General features: G+C 64.2%; 19 protein-coding genes and 1 pseudogene. 8 read left to right on the plus strand and 12 right to left on the minus strand.

What is annotated here, in order from left to right; translation table 11 throughout:
- The 3 genes and pseudogenes from M3G19_RS00005 to M3G19_RS00015 all read right to left on the minus strand — a co-directional run.
- A pseudogene (locus M3G19_RS00005) lies at nucleotides 1-127 on the minus strand (IS6 family transposase); the annotation flags it as partial.
- 123 nt (nucleotides 128-250) lie between these two features.
- Complete coding sequence (locus M3G19_RS00010; RefSeq protein WP_259899728.1) at nucleotides 251-1,306, minus strand: GNAT family N-acetyltransferase; 1,056 nt, start codon at nucleotides 1,304-1,306, stop codon at nucleotides 251-253.
- 1 nt (nucleotide 1,307) lies between these two features.
- The gene (locus M3G19_RS00015) at nucleotides 1,308-2,636 is read right to left on the minus strand and encodes a DUF349 domain-containing protein (protein WP_259900212.1); all 1,329 of its coding nucleotides are present in this window, start codon (nucleotides 2,634-2,636) and stop codon (nucleotides 1,308-1,310) included.
- Nucleotides 2,637-2,844: 208 nt separating this feature from the next.
- On the opposite strand from M3G19_RS00015, the gene M3G19_RS00020 reads away from it, so the two are divergent.
- From M3G19_RS00020 to dapF, 3 genes are read left to right on the plus strand one after another with little or no spacing between them, the layout of a single operon-like run.
- Nucleotides 2,845-3,441: a hypothetical protein gene (locus tag M3G19_RS00020; protein ID WP_259899729.1), complete on the plus strand. Its 597-nt coding sequence runs from the start codon at nucleotides 2,845-2,847 to the stop codon at nucleotides 3,439-3,441.
- Nucleotides 3,434-4,354 carry a tRNA (adenosine(37)-N6)-dimethylallyltransferase MiaA gene (gene miaA / locus M3G19_RS00025; protein WP_259899730.1) on the plus strand — a complete coding sequence of 307 codons (921 nt, stop codon included), beginning with the start codon at nucleotides 3,434-3,436 and terminating at the stop codon, nucleotides 4,352-4,354. The genes M3G19_RS00020 and miaA overlap by 8 nt, the downstream gene beginning before the upstream one ends.
- Nucleotides 4,351-5,229 carry a diaminopimelate epimerase gene (dapF, locus tag M3G19_RS00030; protein ID WP_259899731.1) on the plus strand — a complete coding sequence of 293 codons (879 nt, stop codon included), beginning with the start codon at nucleotides 4,351-4,353 and terminating at the stop codon, nucleotides 5,227-5,229. The genes miaA and dapF overlap by 4 nt, the downstream gene beginning before the upstream one ends.
- Before the next feature lie 10 nt (nucleotides 5,230-5,239).
- Here dapF and M3G19_RS00035 read toward each other — a convergent pair whose 3' ends face one another.
- Together M3G19_RS00035 and M3G19_RS00040 are read right to left on the minus strand one after the other, a co-directional pair.
- Nucleotides 5,240-5,755 (minus strand): hypothetical protein, encoded by a 516-nt coding sequence (locus tag M3G19_RS00035; RefSeq protein ID WP_259899732.1) that lies wholly within the window; start codon nucleotides 5,753-5,755, stop codon nucleotides 5,240-5,242.
- 29 nt (nucleotides 5,756-5,784) lie between these two features.
- Entirely contained in the window at nucleotides 5,785-6,534 is a 750-nt protein-coding gene (locus M3G19_RS00040) for a hypothetical protein (protein WP_259900213.1), read from the minus strand.
- A gap of 128 nt (nucleotides 6,535-6,662) precedes the next feature.
- On the opposite strand from M3G19_RS00040, the gene hflX reads away from it, so the two are divergent.
- From hflX to M3G19_RS00055, 3 genes are all read left to right on the plus strand, one after another.
- On the plus strand, nucleotides 6,663-8,183 hold the full coding sequence (gene hflX / locus M3G19_RS00045) for a GTPase HflX (RefSeq protein ID WP_259899733.1): 1,521 nt from the start codon (nucleotides 6,663-6,665) through the stop codon (nucleotides 8,181-8,183).
- A 44-nt stretch (nucleotides 8,184-8,227) separates the two neighbouring features.
- Nucleotides 8,228-9,544, plus strand: a complete 1,317-nt coding sequence (locus M3G19_RS00050) for a uracil-xanthine permease family protein (protein WP_259899734.1) — start codon at nucleotides 8,228-8,230, stop codon at nucleotides 9,542-9,544.
- Nucleotides 9,545-9,663: 119 nt separating this feature from the next.
- Nucleotides 9,664-10,749 carry an HNH endonuclease signature motif containing protein gene (locus M3G19_RS00055; RefSeq protein WP_259899735.1) on the plus strand — a complete coding sequence of 362 codons (1,086 nt, stop codon included), beginning with the start codon at nucleotides 9,664-9,666 and terminating at the stop codon, nucleotides 10,747-10,749.
- A 47-nt stretch (nucleotides 10,750-10,796) separates the two neighbouring features.
- Here M3G19_RS00055 and M3G19_RS00060 read toward each other — a convergent pair whose 3' ends face one another.
- From M3G19_RS00060 to lexA, 5 genes are all read right to left on the minus strand, one after another.
- Nucleotides 10,797-11,066 (minus strand): HPr family phosphocarrier protein, encoded by a 270-nt coding sequence (locus tag M3G19_RS00060; RefSeq protein ID WP_259899736.1) that lies wholly within the window; start codon nucleotides 11,064-11,066, stop codon nucleotides 10,797-10,799.
- A 64-nt stretch (nucleotides 11,067-11,130) separates the two neighbouring features.
- Nucleotides 11,131-13,167, minus strand: coding sequence for a fructose-specific PTS transporter subunit EIIC (locus M3G19_RS00065; RefSeq protein WP_259899737.1), 2,037 nt, complete (start codon nucleotides 13,165-13,167; stop codon nucleotides 11,131-11,133).
- Between the two features lie 13 nt (nucleotides 13,168-13,180).
- Nucleotides 13,181-14,146 carry a 1-phosphofructokinase family hexose kinase gene (locus M3G19_RS00070; protein WP_259899738.1) on the minus strand — a complete coding sequence of 322 codons (966 nt, stop codon included), beginning with the start codon at nucleotides 14,144-14,146 and terminating at the stop codon, nucleotides 13,181-13,183.
- Between the two features lie 143 nt (nucleotides 14,147-14,289).
- Nucleotides 14,290-15,069, minus strand: coding sequence for a DeoR/GlpR family DNA-binding transcription regulator (locus tag M3G19_RS00075; RefSeq protein WP_259899739.1), 780 nt, complete (start codon nucleotides 15,067-15,069; stop codon nucleotides 14,290-14,292).
- 131 nt (nucleotides 15,070-15,200) lie between these two features.
- Complete coding sequence (gene lexA, locus M3G19_RS00080) at nucleotides 15,201-15,875, minus strand: transcriptional repressor LexA (protein ID WP_210574243.1); 675 nt, start codon at nucleotides 15,873-15,875, stop codon at nucleotides 15,201-15,203.
- 278 nt (nucleotides 15,876-16,153) lie between these two features.
- On the opposite strand from lexA, the gene M3G19_RS00085 reads away from it, so the two are divergent.
- Nucleotides 16,154-16,525, plus strand: a complete 372-nt coding sequence (locus M3G19_RS00085) for a hypothetical protein (protein WP_259899740.1) — start codon at nucleotides 16,154-16,156, stop codon at nucleotides 16,523-16,525.
- A 75-nt stretch (nucleotides 16,526-16,600) separates the two neighbouring features.
- A complete protein-coding gene (nrdR, locus tag M3G19_RS00090) occupies nucleotides 16,601-17,065 on the plus strand; it encodes a transcriptional regulator NrdR (RefSeq protein ID WP_210574246.1) in 465 nt (154 codons plus the stop codon).
- Between the two features lie 36 nt (nucleotides 17,066-17,101).
- On the opposite strand, the gene hrpA is transcribed toward nrdR, so the two are convergent.
- Together hrpA and M3G19_RS00100 are read right to left on the minus strand one after the other, a co-directional pair.
- Nucleotides 17,102-21,019, minus strand: a complete 3,918-nt coding sequence (hrpA, locus tag M3G19_RS00095) for an ATP-dependent RNA helicase HrpA (protein WP_259899741.1) — start codon at nucleotides 21,017-21,019, stop codon at nucleotides 17,102-17,104.
- 47 nt (nucleotides 21,020-21,066) lie between these two features.
- The gene (locus tag M3G19_RS00100) at nucleotides 21,067-22,008 is read right to left on the minus strand and encodes a hydrogen peroxide-inducible genes activator (RefSeq protein WP_259899742.1); all 942 of its coding nucleotides are present in this window, start codon (nucleotides 22,006-22,008) and stop codon (nucleotides 21,067-21,069) included.
- Nucleotides 22,009-22,035: the final 27 nt, after the last annotated feature.

Raw genomic sequence — 22,035 nt, forward strand, 5'->3', positions numbered from 1 at the left:
TGACCGGCACGCCCCGCTCGGTCATCATTTCCTCCAGATCGCGGTAGCTCACCCCGTAGCGGCAGTACCACCGCACTGCCTACAGAATGATGTCACGGGGGAAATGACGACCGGAGAAGATACCCATGGCTGTGATTATTTCACGTCGCTCATCCTACTGCCCCAACTTTGCAACAGCACCTTAACTGAAATATCTGTAACGGATCTTCAATCCAGCACCCTAACTGTAATAACTGCAATTGCGACTCGGTTACGCGCGTTGCCAAGCGGTCGTCGCGGAGATCGGTTGCGCGCGCGCAACATCGCTTATCGACGGATATGAGCTGTACCCTGTCTCCACCTCCGCCCAGCGGCTCTTTGCGGCGCTCAATGCGGATTCCACCAACGCGGTGCCGACACCCGCACCGCGGTAGGCGGGCAGGACAAAGACGAGGCCGAGCTCGATGAGCGAGTCGTCGTCGGCATCGTAGTGGACGGCTTCGGCGAGCCCGACTGCCAGACGCACGCCGTCGGGTGCAGTGCTGAATGCGATCGCGGTGAACTGGTTGCCGCCGCGGTCGAGCAGTCGTGCTCGGGCGTCGCGAAGACGCTGCTCGGTCCATTCCACCGTGTCGAGCTTCAAGTCCCCGCGCGGGTACCCCTCGGATGCGGTGGTGAGAAGTGCACGGAACAAGGTCAGATTGTCGGCGGAAATCTCGTTATTGAACACCACGTCAATGGAGTCGACGGGGAGTCGGTCGGCTGCTGCGGGGTGGACAATTGTGTCGATCGAGAAGGTGGCTTGGTCCTCGCGGTAAGCGGGGGTGTAGCCGGCGGCGGTCAGGATTTCGGCAGCAGGGGAGCCGGTGGCAGGGGCATGGGTCTCCCAGATGTGGCGGGTGGGGCGGTGGTGGGTGTGGGATAGGGCGTCGATAAGCGATAAAGCGGCGACCCACGGCTCTTCCGGGACGGGCTCGCCGGGCAGCGGCGCGATGGCGGCGTCGAGCGTGACGGAGGCTTCAATGACGCTGGTGTCTTCCAGAAGCGGCAGGGAGATGAAGACCCAGGCGTCGATATCGGCGAGGTCGTCGACCGTGATCTCCGGGTACCCGTGCGCGCCGAGCGGACGCGGCGCCCGAACACTGGTCAGCGCGAACAGGTACGACTCGGACTCCGCGGAACCCTCGAGCCGTTTCGCGATGTGAGATGCCGTGATCCCCGAATGCGCGTCGCCGGTGATGTCCTGAATCGCGAGCGTCGCCGAAAACGCGTACGCGCCGACGACCTCTTCGGCATCGGCGCCAGCGGAAAAGAGAAGCGGCTGCAAGTTAGTCGTCGAGAGCCTTCGCCGCGACGTCCGCGAACTCCTGCCACTGCTCAGCCTGCGCGCGCAGCTCCGCTGCCTTCGCGGCGTTGCCCTTGGCCTCGGCGGCCTCAGCCTTCGCGCGGAAGTCGTCGGCCTTGACCTGGAACTGGTTCGCCTTGTCCTGCTGGACCGGGTTCGACTTGCGCCACTGGCGCTCCTCGGCGTCGGAAACGCGCTTTTCGATCTCGCCGATCTTGTCCTCGTACTCGCGGATCTTGCCGCGCGGAACGAAACCGATCTCCTCCCACTTCTCCTGCAGCTCGCGCAACTTCGACTTCGCCGCGCCCAGGCCCTTCTCCGGGTCGATAAGCGGGCCGTATTCGGCGATGAGGTCGTCCTTCGCCTTCGCGTTGGCCTCGAACTCGCGGTCGCGCTCCTCATTGACGGCGTTGCGCGCGGCGAAGAAGTGGTCCTGCGCGGAGCGGAAGCGCTCCCACAGCTTGTCGTCCACGTCGCGGGGTGCGCGGCCAGCAGCTTTCCATTCCTTCATCAGGTCGCTGAACGCACGGGCCGTTTCGTTCCACTCTGTGGAGTCCTTGATCTTCTCGGCGCGCTCGATGATGTCTTCCTTGGCGGCCTTCGCAGCTGCGCGACCACGGTCGAGCTCGGCGAAGTGGGCACCGCGACGGCGGTTGAACGAGTCGCGGGCCTTGGAGTAGCGCTTCCACAGCGCGTCGTCGGTCTTGCGGTCGATGCCACGGATCGTCTTCCACTCGTCGAGGATCGCGCGGATACGGTCGCCGGCGGCTTTCCACTCGGTGGAATTCGCGGCGATGTCCTCGGCCTCGGCTGCGAGGGTCTCCTTGCGCTCGATCGCTTCGGCGCGGCGGGTTTCCTTGGCTTCCTTGGCCTTCTCGCCGGCGATATCCGCCTGGCCGAGGAGCTCCTTCAAGCGCTTTTCGACGGCGTCGAGGTCACCGACCACCGCCTGCTCGTCAAGCGAATCGATGAGCTGCTGTGCCTGCGTGCGCACAGAGTTGGCGTCCTCCGGGCGTGCAGCGAGGCGGTTTTCTAGCAGACCGACCTCAGTGGTCAGGTCGCCGAAACGCTGGGCGAAGTGCTCCAGGCCCTCTTCCGCGGTGCCGGCCTGCCACGAGCCGACGGCGCGCTCGGTGCCGCCGCGGGCGACGTAAACGGTGCCTTCTTCGTCGACGCGGCCGAATTTCTTCGCTGCGGCGGTGTCGACGGCGGGTGCGGCCGGCATCGCAGGAACCGGCGACGGAGTAGACGACCCCACCTTCGCCGGGCTGGCCCCCGGGCGCGGTCCGGGCTTGGGCGCCTTCGTCGGCATCGATCCGGGCGAAGGTGCCGCAGGCTTCGGAGTCGGCTTCTGTCCGTCGGTAGGGGGCTGCGTCATGGTGGGGGCCAGTCCTTTCATCTTTGTGCCGCGCGACACGGCTGCCGTAACGCTTTGAGACTTTACCGGCCCCCGCGCCTCAATGTCAGGCTCTTGGAACCGTTTGCCCGCGGATCGGGAGGCACTGGATAGGGTGGTGGGCGTGAATCAGTTCAATGTGTGCGTCGTGCCGGGGTCTCCGGCGCTGGTGGCAGAGCTCGCGCCGGGGGATGAGGCCGGGCGCGACATTGTGCGCACCATCCGTGAGCTGACCGCTAACGACGCGCGCGACATCCACATTGTGGGCTCGCGCGACGCTCAGTGGCGCACGGAACGTACGGGTTCGTTCGCGGCGTGGGGCGCGCCGCAGATCACCGTCGGCGAGGGGAATTTCATGGCAGAGCTCGTCGCGCGGTACGTGCTGGGGGACGCGGCCACACGCGTGACGGATTCGCGTGGCACGATCGCCCCGCTCGACCCGGAGGTGCTCACGGTGGTCGTCGTCGATGGGTCGGCAGGCCTGACGCAGCGCGCGCCGCTCGCGTTCATCGACGGTGCGCTGGACACACACGAGCAGATGGCGCGCTTTTTGGACGGCCGCGGCGCGTTGCCGGACGAGCTTACGGCACGCGGTGTCGTCGAGCCCGCCCTGTGGCACGAGCTCGCGGCACTCGATGCGTCGAACCAGCGGCTCATCGCGCAGGACGCGACGCACGGTGTCGGACGCTTCGTCGCGACGTGGCAGGTGGACCATGACTGATCTGGCCGTCACTCCCATCGCGGTCGTCGGTCCGACGGCGTCCGGCAAATCGGACCTCGGCATCGCCCTCGCACGCGAGCTCGGCGGGGAAGTGGTCAACGTCGACTCGATGCAGCTCTACCGCGGCATGGATATCGGCACCGCGAAGCTCCCGCCCGCCGAACGCGGCGGAATCCCGCACCATTTGCTGGATATTTGGGAGGTCACGCGCACGGCGTCAGTCGCCGAATATCAAGCCCGCGCGTGCGAAGTCGTGGAAGAGATCGCCGCCCGCGGCACGGTCCCGATCCTCGTCGGCGGGTCCATGATGTACGTGCAGTCGCTCATCGACGACTGGCAGTTCCCGCCCACTGATCCCGCCGTCCGCGCCAAGTACGAGGCACGCCAGGCTGAGATCGGGGTGCAGGCCCTCCATGCTGAGCTTATGGACATCGACCCCCAGGCCGCGAGCATCATTGAGGACAACGACCCGCGCCGCACCGTCCGCGCACTCGAAGTCATCGAGTTGACCGGCAAGCCCTTCCAAGCCTCGCAACCGCCGAAAGACTCCCCGCCGCGCTGGGGCACGCGCATCATCGGGTTACGCACGAACGCCGAATGGCTCAATCCCCGCATCGAAAAACGCACGCAGCTCATGTTCGACCGTGGCTTCGTCGACGAAGTGCGCACGCTTATCGACGCCGGCCTCACCCCCGATTCCACCGCCGGCCGCGCCATCGGCTACGCGCAGGTCTTGGACTATCTCGCTGGGGGCTGCACCTTCGCAGAAGCAATCGAGTCGACGATCACCGGCACCCGCCGTTACGTGCGCCGGCAGCGGTCCTGGTTCAACCGCGATAAGCGAATCGCCTGGGTCGACGCGGATCAGGACCCGGAGGCGTTGCTACGCGCCGCGCTAGACTCGCTGGCGTGACTTACAGCAACAAGTATTTGTCCACCCTGCCGTTCATCAAGGCGCACGGCACGGAGAACGACTTCGTCGTGCTTATCGACGTCGACGATCAGCTCGACACCCTCGGTGTCCTGACCGACGACCTTGTCGCCTCCCTCTGCGATCGCCGCGCAGGCATCGGCGGCGACGGTTTTCTGCGCGTCGTTCGCGCAGACGGTGATGACGCTAAGTGGTTCATGGACTACCGCAATGCCGACGGTTCGATCGCGGAAATGTGCGGCAACGGCATCCGCGTCTTCGCGCACGTACTGATGGCTCAGGGGCTGGAGACGGAGCGCGAATTCGACGTGGCGACCCGCGCGGGTGTCAAGCACATCGTCGTTCACGAGCTGACGGGCGAGGGCCCGCACGGTCCGTCGCACGCCCAGGTGGAAGTCGGCATGGGGCCCGTGGAGGTCACCGGCGTATCCACCGCGCGCATGGGGCAGTTCGATTTCGCGGGCCTCGGCGTGGACGTTGGAAACCCGCACCTCGCCGCAGTCATCCCAGGGCTGACCGCCGCAGAACTTGAGGCGATGAAGTTGGTCCAGCCCGCCTTCGATCACGACTTCTTCCCCGAGGGCGTCAACGTGGAAATCCTCACCGAGATGGCCGACGGTGCCGTACACATGCGCGTGTGGGAGCGCGGAGTGGGAGAGACGCGCTCCTGCGGAACAGGAACCGTCGCTGCGGCGCGGGCAGCGCTTGCCGACGCCGGCATCGAGAACGGCTCCGTCACCGTCAACGTTCCGGGCGGTGCCTTGACTATCGCCATTGAAGGCGGTCAGGCCACCATGACGGGACCGTCGGTGATCGTGGGGAGGGGAGAAGTGGAGCTGGGGGCGCTTCGTCGATAAGCGAAATGCTTTAAGCGGGACCTAACCTGCGGGCGGCGCGACGCGCGTCAGCCCACGAGTCCGCGAGCTCCATTGCCCGTTGATCCGCAATATTGATCATGCGCTCCAGCGCGTGGCGGTCCAGATCGTCGTTGCGCAAATGCGTGTCCACCCTTGACAGGAAACGCCGTGACGAACCGAGGCGCAGGTGGAAATCCTCGATCGCCGGAATATCACTGTGGGGCGTCGCCAACGCGCGGTAGGTGAGCGTGCGCTCCGCGAGCGCGTCCGGGCTGGTGCCCGACTTGAAATCCTCGTACTCGGCGACCACTTGGGCGATATCGTCGCGCGCGACCCGCAGCGACGATTTCAGTGACTCCACCTCCGGGTCCACCGTCCTTTTGCGATACGCCACGAACGCCACCGCAGCTAACGCGATCCCGAGGAGCAGACCCGGCGGGCCGAGCCGTGTGCCCAGCACAATCGCGACGACGAGCGCGAGCGTCAGCCAAATCGCCGACTCCACGTTGCGGCTGCTTCGGCCCATCGTCTCCGTGTCCTTGCTTTCCTAGCTGACTAGTGTCCGCCGCAACCGCAGCTGCCGCCACCGCAACCGCCGCCACCGCCGCAACCGGCAGCCATTGCGACCTGGCCAGCGAGCACCGCGGTGCCAGCAATGACTGAATTGCGCTCCGGCAGCTCGGCGCCGGAGTCAGGCAGGACTACGTCGAAGGGGAACGCGCCGTCGACGGAGATGTGAACGAAGCGCTCGCCGGTCAACGTGTTGGTGCGGTACTCAGCCTCCAGGACGCGGGCGGAGAATGCCGCGGCGGCGTCCGGGGCAGCAGCGGCACCGGAATTCACGCGCTCAGCGCCCTCGGACACGATCGTCCCCAGGGTCTCGCCGGTGGCGGCGAGGTATTCGTCGACGCTGCTGTAGTGCTGCACGTCAATAGCCAGGGCAGTGAAGCCCATTTCTTGCCACTGGAGGGTGGATTCGTCGACAAGCAATGGCCCCTGCGCGATATTCGCCGTGACGGACGCGATCGCGTTGCCCATCGGATCGACGACATCGCAGAGCCCCACGACGTCGTTGAGCATCGTGACATGCGCGTACGTGCGCGTCGTCGAATCGAAACCGGCAAATGTCGCGAACGGCTCGACAGCCAAAATGTTCAGCTGGGCGCCCGACGGGTCCGAAAACTGGATCAGCTGGCCGCCGCGCACCTCGCCCGTCACCACGAGCTGATTCGACGCGATCGCGGCTTCGACGGCATCCTGCCACCGCGAATAGCCCATGCCGATGCTGGAAAGATCTGTCGTGATCGTCTCACTCATAACTCCCGATCCTAGTGCCGGGGTGGCGGAAGGGAACAATCCGCCGTCGCACGCGGTTGCGAATGACGAGGGCGTTTATTTGCCTGGACATGCAGCCATGCGACAATAAGGACTCAATGACGAAACCTTTTTCCGTATTCTCCGCCGACTCCGACGATGAGACGGCCCACGACAAGCTCCTCGCGGAAGCGTTCCGCCACAACGCGCCGCCTGCCGCGCGCGGCAGCGCGGACCCGACGGTCGGTTCGCTGGACCTCGCCGAGCGCAACGCTTTCCGACGCGTCATCCGCGACACCGACATCCGCTCCGAAGAGCAGGAGGACGGCTACGAGGTCGAGTACCGCAAACTGCGCCTCGAACAGGTCGTCCTCATCGGTGTGTGGACCGAAGGCACCACCGCCGAAGTGGAAGCTAACATGAACGAACTCGCGGCACTGGCGGAGACAGCCGGCGCGGACGTCGTCGAAATGCTGTACCAAAAGCGCGACAAGCCGGACCCGGGAACCTACATTGGCTCCGGAAAAGTCAGCGAGCTCAAAGACATCGTGGCGGCCACCGGCGCCGATACCGTGGTGTGCGACGGTGAGCTCTCGCCCGGCCAGATGGTGGCGCTCGAAGAAGCGCTGAAGGTCAAGGTGATCGACCGCACTATGCTCATTCTCGATATTTTCGCGCAGCACGCGAAGTCGAAAGAGGGCAAGGCCCAGGTCAGTCTCGCGCAAATGGAGTACCTCTACACGCGCACCCGCGGTTGGGGCGGCAACCTGTCGCGCCAGGCAGGCGGACGCGCGGGCTCCAACGGCGGTGTGGGTCTGCGCGGCCCCGGTGAGACACGCATCGAGGCGGACCGCCGCCGACTGCGCTCCGAGATGGCGAAGCTGCGCCGCGAGCTGGCGGGCATGAAGACAGCCCGCGACATCAAGCGCGCGCAACGCCAGCGCTCGACCATTCCGAAGATCGCGATCGCGGGCTACACCAACGCGGGCAAATCGTCGCTCATCAACGCCATGACGGATGCGGGCGTGTTGGTGGAGGATGCGCTTTTCGCGACGCTGGATCCGTCGACACGCAAAGCCGAGCTTGCCGACGGCCGTTCCGTCGTGCTCACCGACACCGTCGGTTTCGTCCGCCACCTGCCCACGCAGCTTGTCGAAGCGTTCAAGTCCACCCTCGAGGAGGTCGCGGGCGCGGACTTGATGTTGCACGTCGTCGACGGTTCCGATCCGTTCCCGCTGAAGCAGATCAAGGCCGTGACCGAGGTGCTCGCCGAAATCACGCGCGACACAGGCGAGGAGATTCCGCCCGAGATCGTCGTGGTGAACAAGATCGACCAAGCTGATCCGGTCGTGCTGGCCGAGCTGCGCCACGCATTCGCCGATTCGGGCCGTGACGTCGTTTTCGTCTCCGCGCGAACGGGCGAAGGCATCGCGGAGCTTGAGGGCCGCATCGAGATGTTCCTCAACACGCTCGACGCGCACGCGACCCTGCTCGTGCCGTACACGCGCGGCGACATCGTCTCCCGCCTCCACGAAGAAGGCACAGTACGCAGCGAAGACTACAAGGAAGAGGGCACGCTTATCGACGTCCGCCTGCCCCGCGTCCTTGCCCATCAGTACTCCGAATTCGTAGTCGGCTGAGACGAATTCGCCGTGGCCGGGAGCGGTGCTAAATTTGTGAGTCTGTGAGCTTTATTCCTTCCTGGACCGTCCACGGTGACGGCAAAACCATCCAACCTGGATCTGTTGTTGCGCCAGAAGAGCGCTTGAGCTGGTCGCGCACAATCGGAATCGGCATGCAGCACGTCATCGCCATGTTCGGCGCAACGCTGCTGGTACCCACCCTGACCGGCTTCCCGGTGAACACCACGCTGCTGTTCTCCGGTGTGGGCACCATCATCTTCCTGTTAATTACGCGCAACCGGTTGCCCAGCTACCTGGGGTCGTCGTTCGCGTTCATCGCCCCGCTGACGGCGTCGCAGCAGCACGGTATCGGTGCGCAGCTCGGCGGCATTCTCGTGACAGGTCTCGCGCTTATCGGTGTGGGGCTGCTGGTCACCTGGGCTGGCAAGCGCGTCATTGACGCTGTCATGCCGCCCGTGGTCACAGGCGCGATCGTCGCGCTGATCGGTTTGAATCTGGCGCCGACTGCTGTGGCGAACACCCAGACGCAGCCCGCCGTCGGCCTGGTCACCCTGGCGACGATTCTGATCGCCACCGCGTGCCTGCGCGGTATGGCTACGCGCTTGTCCATCCTCATCGGTGTGGTCACTGGGTGGATCTTCGCCGCGCTGACCGGCAACCTTGCCGAAGACGCAGGCGAGACCATCGCCGCTGCTCCGTGGATCGGCCTGCCGACGTTCCACACCCCCGAATTCCATCTCTCGGCGATCCTGGTGACGCTGCCGGTGCTCGTCGTCCTCATCGCCGAGAATGTCGGCCACGTCAAAGCGGTCGCCGAGATGACGCGCCGCGACCTCGACGACCTCGCCGGGCCCGCCCTTATCGGCGACGGCATCGCGACCACCCTCGCCGGTGGCTTCGGCGGCTCCGGGACCACCACCTACGCCGAGAATATCGGCGTCATGGCGGCCACCCGCGTCTACTCCACAGCCGCCTACTGGGTGGCGGCAGTCTTCGCCATCCTGCTCGCGTTCGTGCCCAAATTCGGTGCTTTGATCTTTACTATTCCCGCCGGCGTGCTCGGCGGCGCATGCCTGGTGCTCTATGGACTCATCGGCATGCTGGGCGTGCGTATCTGGCAGGACAACCATGTCGACTTCAACAACCCCGTCAACCTCACGATGGCGGCAGTCGCCCTGATCGTCGGCATCGGCAACCTCACCTTCGAGATCGGCAATGTCACTTTGGAGGGCATCGCGCTCGGCTCCATCGGCATCATGGTTTTGTACCCGGTCATGCGGTGGGCGTATGGCACCTTCGGCGAGGGACGGTTCCTTCCCGCCAGCGACCGTGCAGCCACGATCGAAACCCGCGATTAAACCACGCGGGAGACACCGCGCGCATCCCGGGGCCTGTCAGCCTGTGGATAACTCGCGTTATCCACAGGCTCGTATCCGTCTCTATTGACGGTTCCGCGCTGATCTTTAATCTGCGGGGTATGAGCGCATTTGCTTCATTCCTCGACACGCAGACTGCCGACGCCTTGGACGTCCTCGCCGATTTCGACCGCGAGGCTGCCCTTGCCGCCGGCATTCGACCGAGCCATGTCGACGAATGGCAGCTCGTCCGTGACACCTACTTCGGAACCACCACATGGACCGCGCAACAGCGGCTCGCCGTGGAGGTGGTGCGCTCGCGGAAGATGAGTATCGACCAGCTGGCGCTCATCGAGAAACAGCTCAAGAAAGTCAAAGATCCCCGCCAAAAGTGGGAGCTGCGGTTCGAGCTGTTGGGGGTGAGCGGGAGGTATGAGACGGTGCGTCGTAAAGCGAAAGCTTTGATCGGCGAGGAAAAGAAACCCGCGCGGAAGCAACTGTGCTTCTCGAAAACGCGTAACGGACGCCGCACGATGACCGTCACCGCCGACGAACGCGACCTCGCCGACCTCGAGCACGTGCTTCTGCGCGGCATCGACCCGTCGAAAGCCGCCGCACCGCAAATGCTCGCAAATTTCCTGCGGCTCATGCGCAGCGGTAATGCCGGTGTCCCGGCCGCCGTACCGCGACCGATCGTGCTCGTGCCGCTGCCCGCATACAGCCGGATCATGGCAGGGGACGGCGACGATATCCGCCTCGGGCTTACCGATGCCACCACCATGACCGGTGCGGAATTCCTCCAGCAATGCGTCAGCGAAGAACTCGAACTCGCCGCCGTGCACCCGCAAGAAGGTCCTGTGAACCTCTACCGCGCGCAGCGGCTGGCGAATCAAAAGCAGCGCGACCTCGCACGGGTGTCCTCGCCTGTGTGCCCGGTGCCCGGCTGCCGCCACGGCGCTGACGCGTGCGAAATCCACCACATCACAGCGTGGAAGAACGGGGGAGAGACCAACGCCGCGAATCTCGCACCGCTGTGCAGGTACCACAACCGCGTCAACGACGACGACCCGTGGCGCGCGAAACGCGGCCGCATCGAACGCGTGCGGGGAACACCGAGGTGGCGCTCACCCCGCGGATACCTTGTGCCCAACGATTACCACCGGTACGCGGCAGTAGACACCCTGTTCGGGCCGAGAGGGCCGACATAGAAAAAGCTCCGGCACTTGAAGCCGGAGCTTGGACGGGCGACGTTTTCTTACTCGTCGTCCAGGTTGGACTCGATGAGCGCCGCGATCTTCTCAACGGCCTCGTCGTTATCGGACGAGACTGTCACCTCGGCGCCGTGCTCTGCTCCCATGGCCATGATCATCAGGGACGATGCGGCATCCGTCTCGTCATCCTCGTCGCCGCCGACGAGGATGAGAATGATGTCGTCGTCGTACTCGCCGGCCGCTTCCGCGATCACGGTCGCTGGGCGGGCGTGCAGCCCTACGGTGGAGCCGACGGTGACTGTTTTGGAAGCCATGTGAAGTCCTTTCTTTGGGGCGCGTATGCGACCTATCGTAGGAGATTTTTCCAGTGCCGAACGGTTACGCGGCGGAGGCTGTCGGTGTCGGTGTCGGTGTCGGTTCGGGAGCCACAGCGTTGTGCGCTGCCTCCTCAATGGTCTTGTTGGGCCACAGGCGCTTGGCGGCGATGACGGCGAGTGCTGCGACTGCCACGCCGGCTGCCAGGGCGATGAACAGACCCCACCACGGCTCATATGCGAAAATGACGAAGATGCCGCCGTGCGGTGCCTTCGCTCCCACGCCGAGCGCCATTGAGGTTGCGCCGGCAGCGGCGCCGCCCAGCATCATCGACGGAATGACGCGGAATGGGTCGGCCGCGGCGAACGGGATCGCACCCTCGGACACGAAGGACAAGCCGAGCAGCCACGCTGATTTGCCGTTCTCCTGCTCAGCGGGAGTGAAAAGTTTGGCGCGGAGGAATGTCGCAACAGACAGGGCGATCGGCGGGACCATGCCGGAGATCATCACGGCAGCCATGACCTCGTAGGCGGCGTCGGTTCCCGCTGACAGGCCTGCAGTACCGAAGAGATAGGCAGCCTTGTTCACGGGGCCGCCGAGGTCGAAGCACATCATGAGACCGACGATGACGCCGAGCAGAATTGCCGACGAGCCGCTCATCGACTCCAACCACCCTTGCAAGCTCGTCATGATTGCGCCCAGCGGGCGACCGAGCAGCAGGAACATGAGTAGACCCACGGCCAGCGATGTCAGTAGCGGAATGATCACCACCGGCATCAGCGAACTGAGCCAGCGCGGCACCTTCCACGAGCCGATCCAGTACGCGATGAGACCGGCAAGGAGACCGGTGACCAAACCGCCGATGAAACCGGCGCCGACCATCACCGAGATAGCGCCGCCGATAAAACCAGGAGCGATGCCGGGACGCCCGGCGAGGCCGTAGCCGATATAGCCGGAGAGAGCAGCGACGACGAACCGCATTGCCAATTGCCCGATGGCGAAGAGGACCGCGCCCAGGTACAAGGCCCAGCCGGAGCGGTCGAAGGGGACGGGGGCTCCGTCGATAAGCACGTCGTTGCCCGGTAAGTTCGTCGGCGAATACTCGAGCGGAATGACCTGCCAACCGTCGGCGACGTCGTAGCCTCCGACGAGGAAACCGAGCGCGAGCAACAACCCGCCGGCTGCGACGAACGGCACCATGTAGGACACACCCGTCATGACGGCTTGCTGGATACGCTTCGGCCAGCCGACGTCGCCGCGCGTTTCGACAGCGGTGGCGGGTACGCGCCGGGCGTGCGGGTTGTCAGCGGCGGCAATCGCCTCGTCGATGATCGCGTTGGGCTCGTTGATGCCACGTTTGACGGGGCTGTCCACGACAGGTTTGCCCGCGAAGCGCTCCCGGTCGCGCACGGCAACATCGTGGGCGAAGATGACGGCATCCGCCGCGTCGATGAACTCCTGGTCGACCCGGCCCCCGCCCGACGACCCCTGAGGTTCGATGCGCAGCTCGACATCGTCGCGGCCTTGCGCTGCCTGTTCGAGAGCGTCGGCGGCCATATAGGTGTGCGCGATGCCCGTTGCGCACGACGTGACGGCGACGATGCGCTTCTTCGGCGCGGATGCTGCGCCCGAGCTGCTTTTCTTCGTCGCGTTGAGCACCTCGTCGACGGCTGCGACGATGTCCTCAGGGGTTGCGGCAGTGCGCAGCTTATCGACGAAATCCCCCCGCACCAGCGCCCGTGCCAACTTCGACAGAATCTTCAAGTGTTCCTTGCCGCCTCCCTTAGGGGCGGCGATGAGGAAGACGAGTTCAGCGTCGCCGTCTGGACCTGCGAAATCGACGGGGCGGGACAGGCGCGCAAAAGCGAGCGTCGGTTCTTTCACCGCGGAGGTGCGGCAGTGGGGGATTGCCACGCGGCCGTTGACGCCGGTGCCGGTTTTCTCTTCGCGGGCGGTGGCGGCGTCGGCAAGCGTGCTCGGCTCGTTGGTTCGTCCTGCCTCCGCAACGATCGAAGCGAGGTGCCCAATGACATCGCCGGGCGTTTCCCCGAAGTCGCAGTCGAGCCGGACGAGGTCCGGGGTGATGGTGGGTGAAGACACGGTGTGGCCTTTCTTAGAGTTCGCGCACTATGGTGCGTTCGAGATCGATGTCGTCCGGGGAGGGGCTTTCAGTGCCGGGGTTCGCGGCGGCTGCGGTGCCGTAGGCGACGGCGTGGCGGAGCGCGTCGGGGAAGTCTGCGCCGTTCAGGCGCGCCAGTACATAGCCTGCGAGTGCGCTGTCGCCTGCGCCGACGGTGGAGCGCACCTGCGCGGGTGGGGTGGCGGCGTGCCAGGCGCCGTGCGCGGTGACAAGGCATGCGCCGGCACCGCCGAGGGTGACGAGTACGTCGCTGATGCCTTTTTCGACGAGCTCCCGCGCGGCATCTGCGACCTGTTCGAAGCAGCCGCTTTCTGCTTGGCGTTGGAGCTCGGCACCGTCGCGTCCGCAGAGTTGACCGAGCTCAAAAGCATTCGGCTTGACGACGTCCGGCGTCGCCCCGTTCACCTGTTCCCCCAGCTGTTTGAGCGGTTCGTCCGAAGTGTCTACAGCGATCAGCACCTCGGGGCAGGTCGCGCGCAGAGCGCGGATGAGCGCCGGGTACCAATCTGCCGGTGCTCCTGGCGGAAGCGACCCGGCGAGGACCACTGCCTTCGTTGCCGGTGAGGATGCAGCCGTAGTGAGCTCCGCTTCAAGCGCTCGCATGACGGTCTCCGTGAGCGCTGCGCCGGGCTCGTTGAGCTTGGTCGTTCGCCCGTCGGCTTCGGTGACGGTGGTATTCGTCCGGACTGCACCGTCGACCGGAATCGTCCGCAGTGGGAGACCAGCCCGAGCCGTAAGAGCGACAAAGGGGTCGTGCTGGGCGGCGGGCGCGATGGCGACGGTGTCGCGGCCGGCTTTCACCATGGCGCTGGCGACGTTGATTCCTTTACCCCCGGGCTGCCGGAGACTGCGGGTCACGCGGAGTACTCCGCCGAGTTCAAGACGGTTGACGCACATTGTCACGTCGATGCTCGGGTTGGCGGTGAATGTCACAATCACGTGGCGTGTCCCTTCCTGGCCCTTAGCGTGCGCAGGGTGAGCCTCCTCCAATATGGGGGTAGAGGAGTCGCGTCCCTCTATGTCCGAGTATGCCCGGTTGTGTGACTGTGCTCAACAATCGGGTCACCAGCGCGGGAAGGGGATTACTCGGCCAGGATCACGTCGACGCCGAGCTCGGTGAGCTCATCGACGAAGGATGGCGGTGCGTCGGTGTCCGTGATAACGACGTCGACACTGTCGAGCCCCGCGAAGCTGACCAGGTAATCGCTTCCCAACTTCGAGGAATCGCACAGCACAACTACCTTCCGGGCATTGGTCACCATTGCCGATTTCACAGCCGCTTCCTGGGCGTCGGCCGTCGATAAGCCGTGATCGACGGTGAGGGCATTGGTGCCGATGAACGCGACGTCGGCACGCAAAAGCGCGAGTGTGCGAAGCGCTGTGTCCCCGACAACTGCCTGCGTAATGGCGCGCACAGTACCGCCGAGCAACTGGATGTTGAGCTTTCCCGAGCTGGACAGATCGACTGCGATCGGCAAAGAATTCGTCACGAACGACAATGACGGTGCACCAGGCGCGTCTTTGATCAATCCTGCGAGGACGTTGGTCGTCGTGCCCGCGTCGAGGAAGACCGACCCTTCGCCGGAAGGCAAAAACTGCAGCGCAGCTTTCGCGATCGCTGACTTCGCCGTCGTCGCCGAGCGGAGGCGGGTGTCCAAGGGAAGCTCTGTGGTCAGGTACGACTGACTCGACACCGCACCGCCGTGCACGCGCTGAATAATGCCGTCGCGGTCGAGGACAGCAAGGTCGCGGCGGATTGTTTCAGCTGTGACATCGAATCTATCGGAGAGTTCGGTAACGTTGACGCGCCCCTCGACTGCTGTCAGGGACGCGATCTGGCGGCGCCGTTCTTCGGCGTACATGGGCACTTCCTTCCGGGGCCTCGAACATCGCGTGCGAGGCATTCACACTCGTGCACCATTATTCCCACAAAGTGAACGCAATCGGGCCAGCGGGTGTCCGGGTGTGCCCGATTCACCCCCGGACGGGGAGATTAGAGCCGGCGGAAAACGGAGACAACCAGACCCATGATTTCCGCATCGTCGCCCTTAATGGGGGCAAAAGCTTCGTTGTGGGGCAGAAGCCACACACCGGAGGAGTCTTGGTGGAATTCCTTGACGGTCGCCTCCCCGTCGATAAGCGCGGCGACGAATTGCCCTTCCTCCGCGACGGGCTGCGTGCGGACGGCGACCCAGTCTCCGTCGAGGATGCCCGCATCGCGCATGGATTCGCCGACGACCTGGAGAAGATAGAGATCGCCGTCGCCGACGAGCTCCTCGGGCAGCGGGAAATACTCCGACACATTCTCTTCCGCCAGGATTGGGTTGCCTGCTGCTATCTGGCCGAGCACCGGGATGTAACGCGGGGCAGCTGCATCTTCCGGCGTCGGCTCCGGCTTGCGGGTTTTGCGACCGGCGGTCTCAGGCAGGTGGCGCAGGTCGACGGCACGCGGCTTATTCGGGTCGCGCCGCAAAAAGCCCTTCTTCTCCAGCTCTTTGAGTTGGTATGCCACCGAGGACGTCGATTGCAGACCCGCAGCATCCCCGATCTCGCGGATGCTCGGCGGGTAGCCCCGGAGCACCACCGCATCCTGGATGACCTCCAGAATGCGACGTTGGCGCTCGGTCAACGACTTCAGGTCAGGTTTCTTGTCTTCTCGTTTCGGCATTGGCTGCGTCCTCTTTCTTTCCGTGATCGTCGTTATCGGTGTGGTGGGTGAAAACCCTCACATACTTCGACGACGCTGCCCGGCGTTCGGTTCCCTTGCCTCCTGTTTACCACGTATGAGCAAATTTGTTCGAAATATTTCGCGTGCGCCTAGACAAAAATTCGGAGCCTTGCTATAAATCGAACATAGAAGCTATCGAACACCTACTCGAACGGTGTGGCGGCGGTGGTTCAACCGGGCCATAGAATCGCAAACACACAACAAGAAAGGGAACGACAATGACCATCTCCATCGCACGCACTAACAGCACTGATTCTTTCTCTATGGCGACGCCGCAACGCGTTCAGCCGGCGGATGTCTGGGACCTGGATCGCCGCCGTTCTGGCAATGCCGCGCCGGTGCATGTTCGAACGCTGGAATCATCGAATCGAAAATACGGTCCTATCCCGGACGGTCACTCCGGCAGGGATGAGGGCGGCGCCGATAGTTTCGAAACTCGCCGCGAGAAGACCGGGGCGGCGCTCATGGGTGCGCTCTTCGGTTTGGCCCTGATTGTCGGATCGGCTTTCGGCGGAGCGTTCTCCGGCGGGGATGCCGGCTTTGTCCCGAAGGATGCGGGTAACCAGATTGCGGCTGTCTCGCAGCGCTAGCAAGCAGGGGGACCGTTCGGCCGGGCCGGGCCGGGGCGAAAATAAGGCCGCAGCGAACGGGTAAGATGCAGTGTCGTGCACTGCCCTTTTTGTCAGAACGATAGCTCCCGCGTCTCAGACTCGCGTCTCGTGGACGGCGGAGCAGCCATCCGCCGCCGTCGCGAATGCACGGAGTGCGGGGGACGTTTCACCACCATGGAGAAAGCTGTGTTGACGGTGGTGAAGCGCAACGGGGTCAGCGAGCCCTTCGACCGCGACAAGCTCATCGTCGGCGTGCGCCGCGCGTGCCAAGGTCGCGACGTGTCCGACGACTCGCTGAAGCGACTCGCGCAGGAAGTCGAAGAGATCGTACGCAGCCACGGCAGCTCCCAAATCCCGTCGAATGAGATCGGTCTTGCGATCTTGGAGCCGCTGCGTGCGCTGGATGAGGTCGCGTACCTGCGTTTCGCGTCCGTGTATAAGTCCTTCGAAAGTGCTGATGACTTCGAATCGGAGATCCGTCTCATGCGTCGCAAAGATCGTGGGATGGACGAGCTCTAGCGAACAGCTCGGGATGATCCACTGCCTGATCCGTGGCTAGAGCTTGTCGATCATCTTCTCGATGCGCCGTGGACTCACCGGCTTTGCAGTGCCCAGACGCTGGGCGAACAGGCTCACTCGTAGCTCTTGGATTCGCCAATTGATGTCCTTCACTGCCCGGGATTTCGCGCGGTTAGCGGGCAGGCGTTGGAGCTTGGCATCGCGGTATGCCTTGACATCGTCGATGACGGATTGGCGGTCGGCATCGCGGTCGGGGTCGAGGTTCATGTCGTCGAGACGCGCTTGGATCGCCGACATGTAGCGCGGTAGGTGCTGGAGATTCTCGGTGCCGTGAATCGTGATCGCGTTCTTCGGCAGCAGGAAGCGCATTTGCTGCTTGATGTCGTCGATGGCGGGGCCGTCCCACTTGTCGATTTCGGCGGCGATATTGACGTATTCGACAATTCCGCCGGCGAGGGCGACGACGGAGTGGCGAACGGCACCAGGAACCTGGGGTTTGACCGCGCCCAGCAGTGTCTTGAATTCGTCGGGGGTGCGCACGGGGCCGCCATTTTTCATCATGAGGTCGCGGATTGCGGCCACGCGCGCATCCTCGACGAGTCCAGCGGCACCACCGTGGGGATACTTATCGACGGCCACACGCTGCCGCAACGGCAATCCTTTCGTCATTTGGGAAACGTTGACGGGGATCTGGCGCATCAGCATGGTGAGTGTCGCCGTCATCATGGAGGCATCGGCGGCAGCCTTGGTGGGGAAGACCTTGACGCGGACGCCGTCGGCAGTCGCTTCCAGAGCGGGATACGCATCGACATCGTTGCCTTCGATCGTCGTAGTGACGGTCTCAGGCACGTCGCCGAGGGTATCGGCGGTCCAGTCTTTGGCGGCGTCGGATTCCGCTTTCTTCGTCGCCTTGGCCACAGAAGACGTGATGTGGCCGGCCTGGCGGTTTTTGAGAGCGCTGAGGCTCTTGTCGTGATCGATGATCTTTCCGCGGCGGTCGACGGCAGCGAAGGTCATCGTGAGGTGCGCCGGCAGCGCATTGGGTCGGAAGTCGGACCCGTTGATGCCGTGGCCGCCGAGGGACTGCAAAACGTCGGCGAGCTGTTCGGTGATGGGAGCTTCGAACGGGACGAGCTTGCCCATCGCCCGGTCGGCGAATTCCGGGGCCGGGACAACCGTTTTGCGCAGGGCTTTCGGAAGAGAGCGGATGAGTTCGGTGACCAGTTCCTCGCGTAGTCCGGGCACGAGCCAGTCGAAACCGGTGTCTTCGAGTCCCGCGAGGAGAGGAACAGGGACGAGCACCGTCACACCGTCGAATGGGTCGCCGGGCTCGAATTTGTACTGGAGGTCGTAGTCGATGGAGCCGTGGCGCCAGGTGTCGGGGAAGGCGGTGTCGCCGGCGTCGGCGGAGGCGTCGTAAAGCAATGCCTCGGGGTCGAAGTCGAGGAAGGACGCGTCGTGCTGGCGCTTCTTCTTCCACCATGCGTCGAAGTGGCGTCCGGTGCCGATGTCGTTGGGGACGCGCTGGTCGTAGAAGTCAAAAAGGGTGTCCTCGTCGACGACGATGCCGCGGCGACGGACCTTTTCCTCGACGGCTGCGGCTTCTTCGAGCAGGGCCGCGTTGTGCTTCAAGAACTTATGGTGAGCATTCCATTCGCCGTCGATAAGCGCGTGGCGGATGAACAGGTCGCGGGCTGCCTCCATGTCGACGCGGTGGTACGGGACCAAGCGGTCAGCGACGACGGTGACGCCGTAAAGCATCGACTTCTGGTGCACCATCGGCGCGGCGCGCTTCTGCGACCACACCGGTTCGGAATAGGAGTGCTTGAGAAGGTCGCGGGCGATCTTCTCCACCCACGACGGGTCGATCGCGGCGACGTCGCGTGCCCAGAGGCGGGACGTTTCGACGAGCTCCGCCGCCATCACGAATTCCGGCGGTTTCTTCGCCAGGGCGGAACCCGGGAAAACCATGAAGCGGGTCCCGCGGGCCCCCTTGAATTCCTTGGAGTTTCCGTCGCGGGCACCGATATTGGACAGCAGACCGGTAAGTAGCGACTGATGGATCGCGTTGGTGTCGCGGTCGGCGGCATCGACGGCGGACGAGACATTCTTCCACCCGAGCTGCGCTTCAGCGTCGCGGAGCTGACGCACAAGGTCGAACCACTCGCGGATGCGCATGTAGTGGAGGAATTCCTTCTTCATGCGTTTGCGGAAGGCGTTGCCGGACAGTTCGTCGCGGGAGTCTTTGATGTAGTCCCAGAGGTTCAAAGACGCGAGGAAGTCGGAGGTCGTGTCCTTGAAGCGGGCGTGCGCCTGGTCAGCCTGCGCCTGGTATTCCAGGGGGCGTTCGCGGACGTCCTGAATGGTCATGGCGGCGACGATGATGGTCACGTCGCGGAGCACACCGAGCCTGTCGGCTTCGACGAGCATGCGCGCCATGCGCGGGTCGACAGGAATGCGTGCGATGTCGCGGCCGATGCCGGTCAGCGCAAGTTCAGCGTGGTCGCGCGAGTCTTTGATGGTGCCCAGTTCCTGGAGGAGCAGGAGACCATCGCGGACTGCTTTGGGTTCGGGCGGCTGCACGAAGGGGAATTCGGAGATATCGCCGAGCCGCAGATTGATCATCTGGAGGATGACGCTGGCCAGGTTAGTGCGCAGGATTTCCGGGTCGGTGAATTCGGGGCGCGCATTGAAATTGTCTTCGGAGTAGAGGCGGATGGCGATGCCGTCGGCGGTGCGGCCCGAGCGACCGGAACGCTGGTTGGCGCTGGCCTGCGAGATCTCCTCAATAGGGAGACGCTGGACCTTGGTGCGGGTGGAGTAGCGCGAGATGCGCGCAAGGCCGGTGTCCACGACATAGTGGATGCCCGGCACGGTCAGCGACGTCTCTGCGATATTGGTGGCCAGCACGATGCGGCGGCCGGAGTGCGGTGAGAACACGCGGTGCTGCTCGGCATTGGACAGGCGGCCGAACAGGGGAGTGACTTCGACACCGCGCCAGTGCTGTTTCTCGATGACTTCCATCGCGTCGCGGATATCGCGCTCGGAGGCGAAGAAGCACAGGATGTCGCCGTCGCCTTCGCGAATGAGTTCTTTCAGTGCGTCGATAAGCCCGTCGAGCATGTCGATGTCAACGACCTTGGTGCTGCCGTCCTTGGCGGCGACTTCCGTCTCCAGCGGCCGGTAGCGGATTTCCACCGGGTAGGTGCGACCGGAGACTTCGATGATGGGCGCGGGTTCGCCGGAAGCGTCGGCGAAGTGCGCGGCGAAGCGCTCGGGGTCGATGGTCGCGGAGGTGATGATCACCTTCAGGTCGGGCCGCGCGGGCAGCAGGCGTTTGAGGTAGCCGAGGAGGAAGTCGATGTTGAGCGACCGCTCGTGGGCCTCGTCGATGATGATCGTGTCGTAGGCGTTGAGGAACCGGTCGCGCTGCATTTCGGCGAGGAGGATGCCGTCGGTCATGAGTTTGACGGCGGTGGTGTCGGTAACGCGGTCGTCGAAGCGGATGGCGTAGCCGACGGTCTCGCCGATGTCTTGGCCGAGTTCGTCGGCGATGCGTTCGCCAACAGTGCGCGCGGCGATACGGCGCGGCTGGGTGTGGCCAATCAGGCCGCGGCGTCCGCGCCCGAGCTCGAGGAGCATCTTCGGGATCTGCGTGGTTTTGCCGGAGCCGGTCTCACCAGCGATGACGACGACCTGGTTGTCGCGGATGAGCTCCATGATGTCGTCGCGCCGCGCGGAGACAGGGAGGGATTCGGGGTACTCGATCGCGGGGACATGCTTATCGATATCCGCTATTTTCCCAGCCTCTGCGTCCATGTCAGCGCTGATCTGGCTGAGCGCATGCGGAGAACGCGCCTTTTTCAGGCGCCGCTTGAAACGCCGGACGCTGGCGATGGGCAGTTCGTCGAGGCGGCGGTAGAGCTCGTCGCGGGTGAGTTCAGGGTTCGTCATAGTCAACGCGCGAGTCTACCCGCGTGCGAGTAGCCGTCGTGCGGTGGCTATGCGCGCTTATCGACGGTCGCGTGGAATGCTTCCGCAATCAGCTCCCCGAGGGCAGTGAATTCCTCGGTGCGCGTGGACGATGAGCGGTGCACGAGTCCGATGTCGCGTGAGGCGGTGACATCGTCGGCGAAGTGCGCGACAGCGACGTTAGGGCGGGCGCATTCGACGGGGACGGCGGAGATAGGGAGCAGTGTGGCGCCGTAACCGGCGGCGACGAGCTGGATGATGGTGGTCAGTGAGGACGCGCGGGTGACGGATTCGGTCATTCCGGCTACGTCGAGGTTGGCGGTGCGGCACAGGTCCATGATCTGGTCACGCAGGCAGTGGCCGTCGTCCATGAGAAGCATATCCAGAGCGTCGAGTTCGGCGAGTGCGACGTCGCTGCGGCCGGCAAGGCCGTTGGTTTCGTTCACGGCGATGGCGAAGTCCTCGGTGTAGAGGGGAATTTCGTCGAGGCCGGTCGTGCCGGACGGAAAGGCGATGAGTGCGGCGTCGAGCTGGCCGTTGCGCAGTTGCTCCATGAGCGCTGGGGTCGTCTCCTCGACGACTTTCGGTTCGAGGTCCGGGTAGCGCTCTTGGGCGAGGCGCAGAAATTCTGGCAGTAGGTACGGCGCGATGGTGGGAATGATGCCGAGCGTGAGTTGCCCGTTGAGAATGCCTTGGGCGCCGCGGGAGTGCTGCACGAAGGATTCGGCGGCTTCGAGCGTGGCTTGGGCGTAGGGGAGGAGGCGTTCGCCGACGGGGGTGACGATCACTTTGCGCGTCGAGCGCTCGATGAGCTGAATTCCCAAGCCGGATTCCAAGGCGACGAGTGCCTGGGATAGGGATGGCTGGGAGATCTGCAGATGGCTGGCCGCGGTGCCGAAGTGCCGGTGTTCGGCAATGGTCACGAAGGTGCGGATCTGAGCCAGCGTCGGGCGGTACTCCTTATTACTCATATCTTCAAAAACTACAAGGATTAATAG

This window comes from Corynebacterium sp. p3-SID1194 (genome assembly GCF_025144155.1).
In the GTDB taxonomy this organism is placed as follows: domain Bacteria; phylum Actinomycetota; class Actinomycetes; order Mycobacteriales; family Mycobacteriaceae; genus Corynebacterium.

Bases quoted from the DNA above. Each gene is read 5' to 3' on its own strand.
- hflX (WP_259899733.1), top strand. From the start codon at position 6,663: ATGACGAAACCTTTTTCCGTATTCTCCGCCGACTCCGACGATGAGACG.
- M3G19_RS00015 (WP_259900212.1), bottom strand. From the start codon at position 2,636: ATGCCGACGAAGGCGCCCAAGCCCGGACCGCGCCCGGGGGCCAGCCCG.
- lexA (WP_210574243.1), bottom strand. From the start codon at position 15,875: ATGCCGAAACGAGAAGACAAGAAACCTGACCTGAAGTCGTTGACCGAG.
- M3G19_RS00100 (WP_259899742.1), bottom strand. From the start codon at position 22,008: ATGAGTAATAAGGAGTACCGCCCGACGCTGGCTCAGATCCGCACCTTC.
- M3G19_RS00055 (WP_259899735.1), top strand. From the start codon at position 9,664: ATGAGCGCATTTGCTTCATTCCTCGACACGCAGACTGCCGACGCCTTG.
- hrpA (WP_259899741.1), bottom strand. From the start codon at position 21,019: ATGACGAACCCTGAACTCACCCGCGACGAGCTCTACCGCCGCCTCGAC.
- M3G19_RS00075 (WP_259899739.1), bottom strand. From the start codon at position 15,069: ATGTACGCCGAAGAACGGCGCCGCCAGATCGCGTCCCTGACAGCAGTC.
- M3G19_RS00035 (WP_259899732.1), bottom strand. From the start codon at position 5,755: ATGGGCCGAAGCAGCCGCAACGTGGAGTCGGCGATTTGGCTGACGCTC.
- M3G19_RS00085 (WP_259899740.1), top strand. From the start codon at position 16,154: ATGACCATCTCCATCGCACGCACTAACAGCACTGATTCTTTCTCTATG.
- miaA (WP_259899730.1), top strand. From the start codon at position 3,434: ATGACTGATCTGGCCGTCACTCCCATCGCGGTCGTCGGTCCGACGGCG.
- M3G19_RS00060 (WP_259899736.1), bottom strand. From the start codon at position 11,066: ATGGCTTCCAAAACAGTCACCGTCGGCTCCACCGTAGGGCTGCACGCC.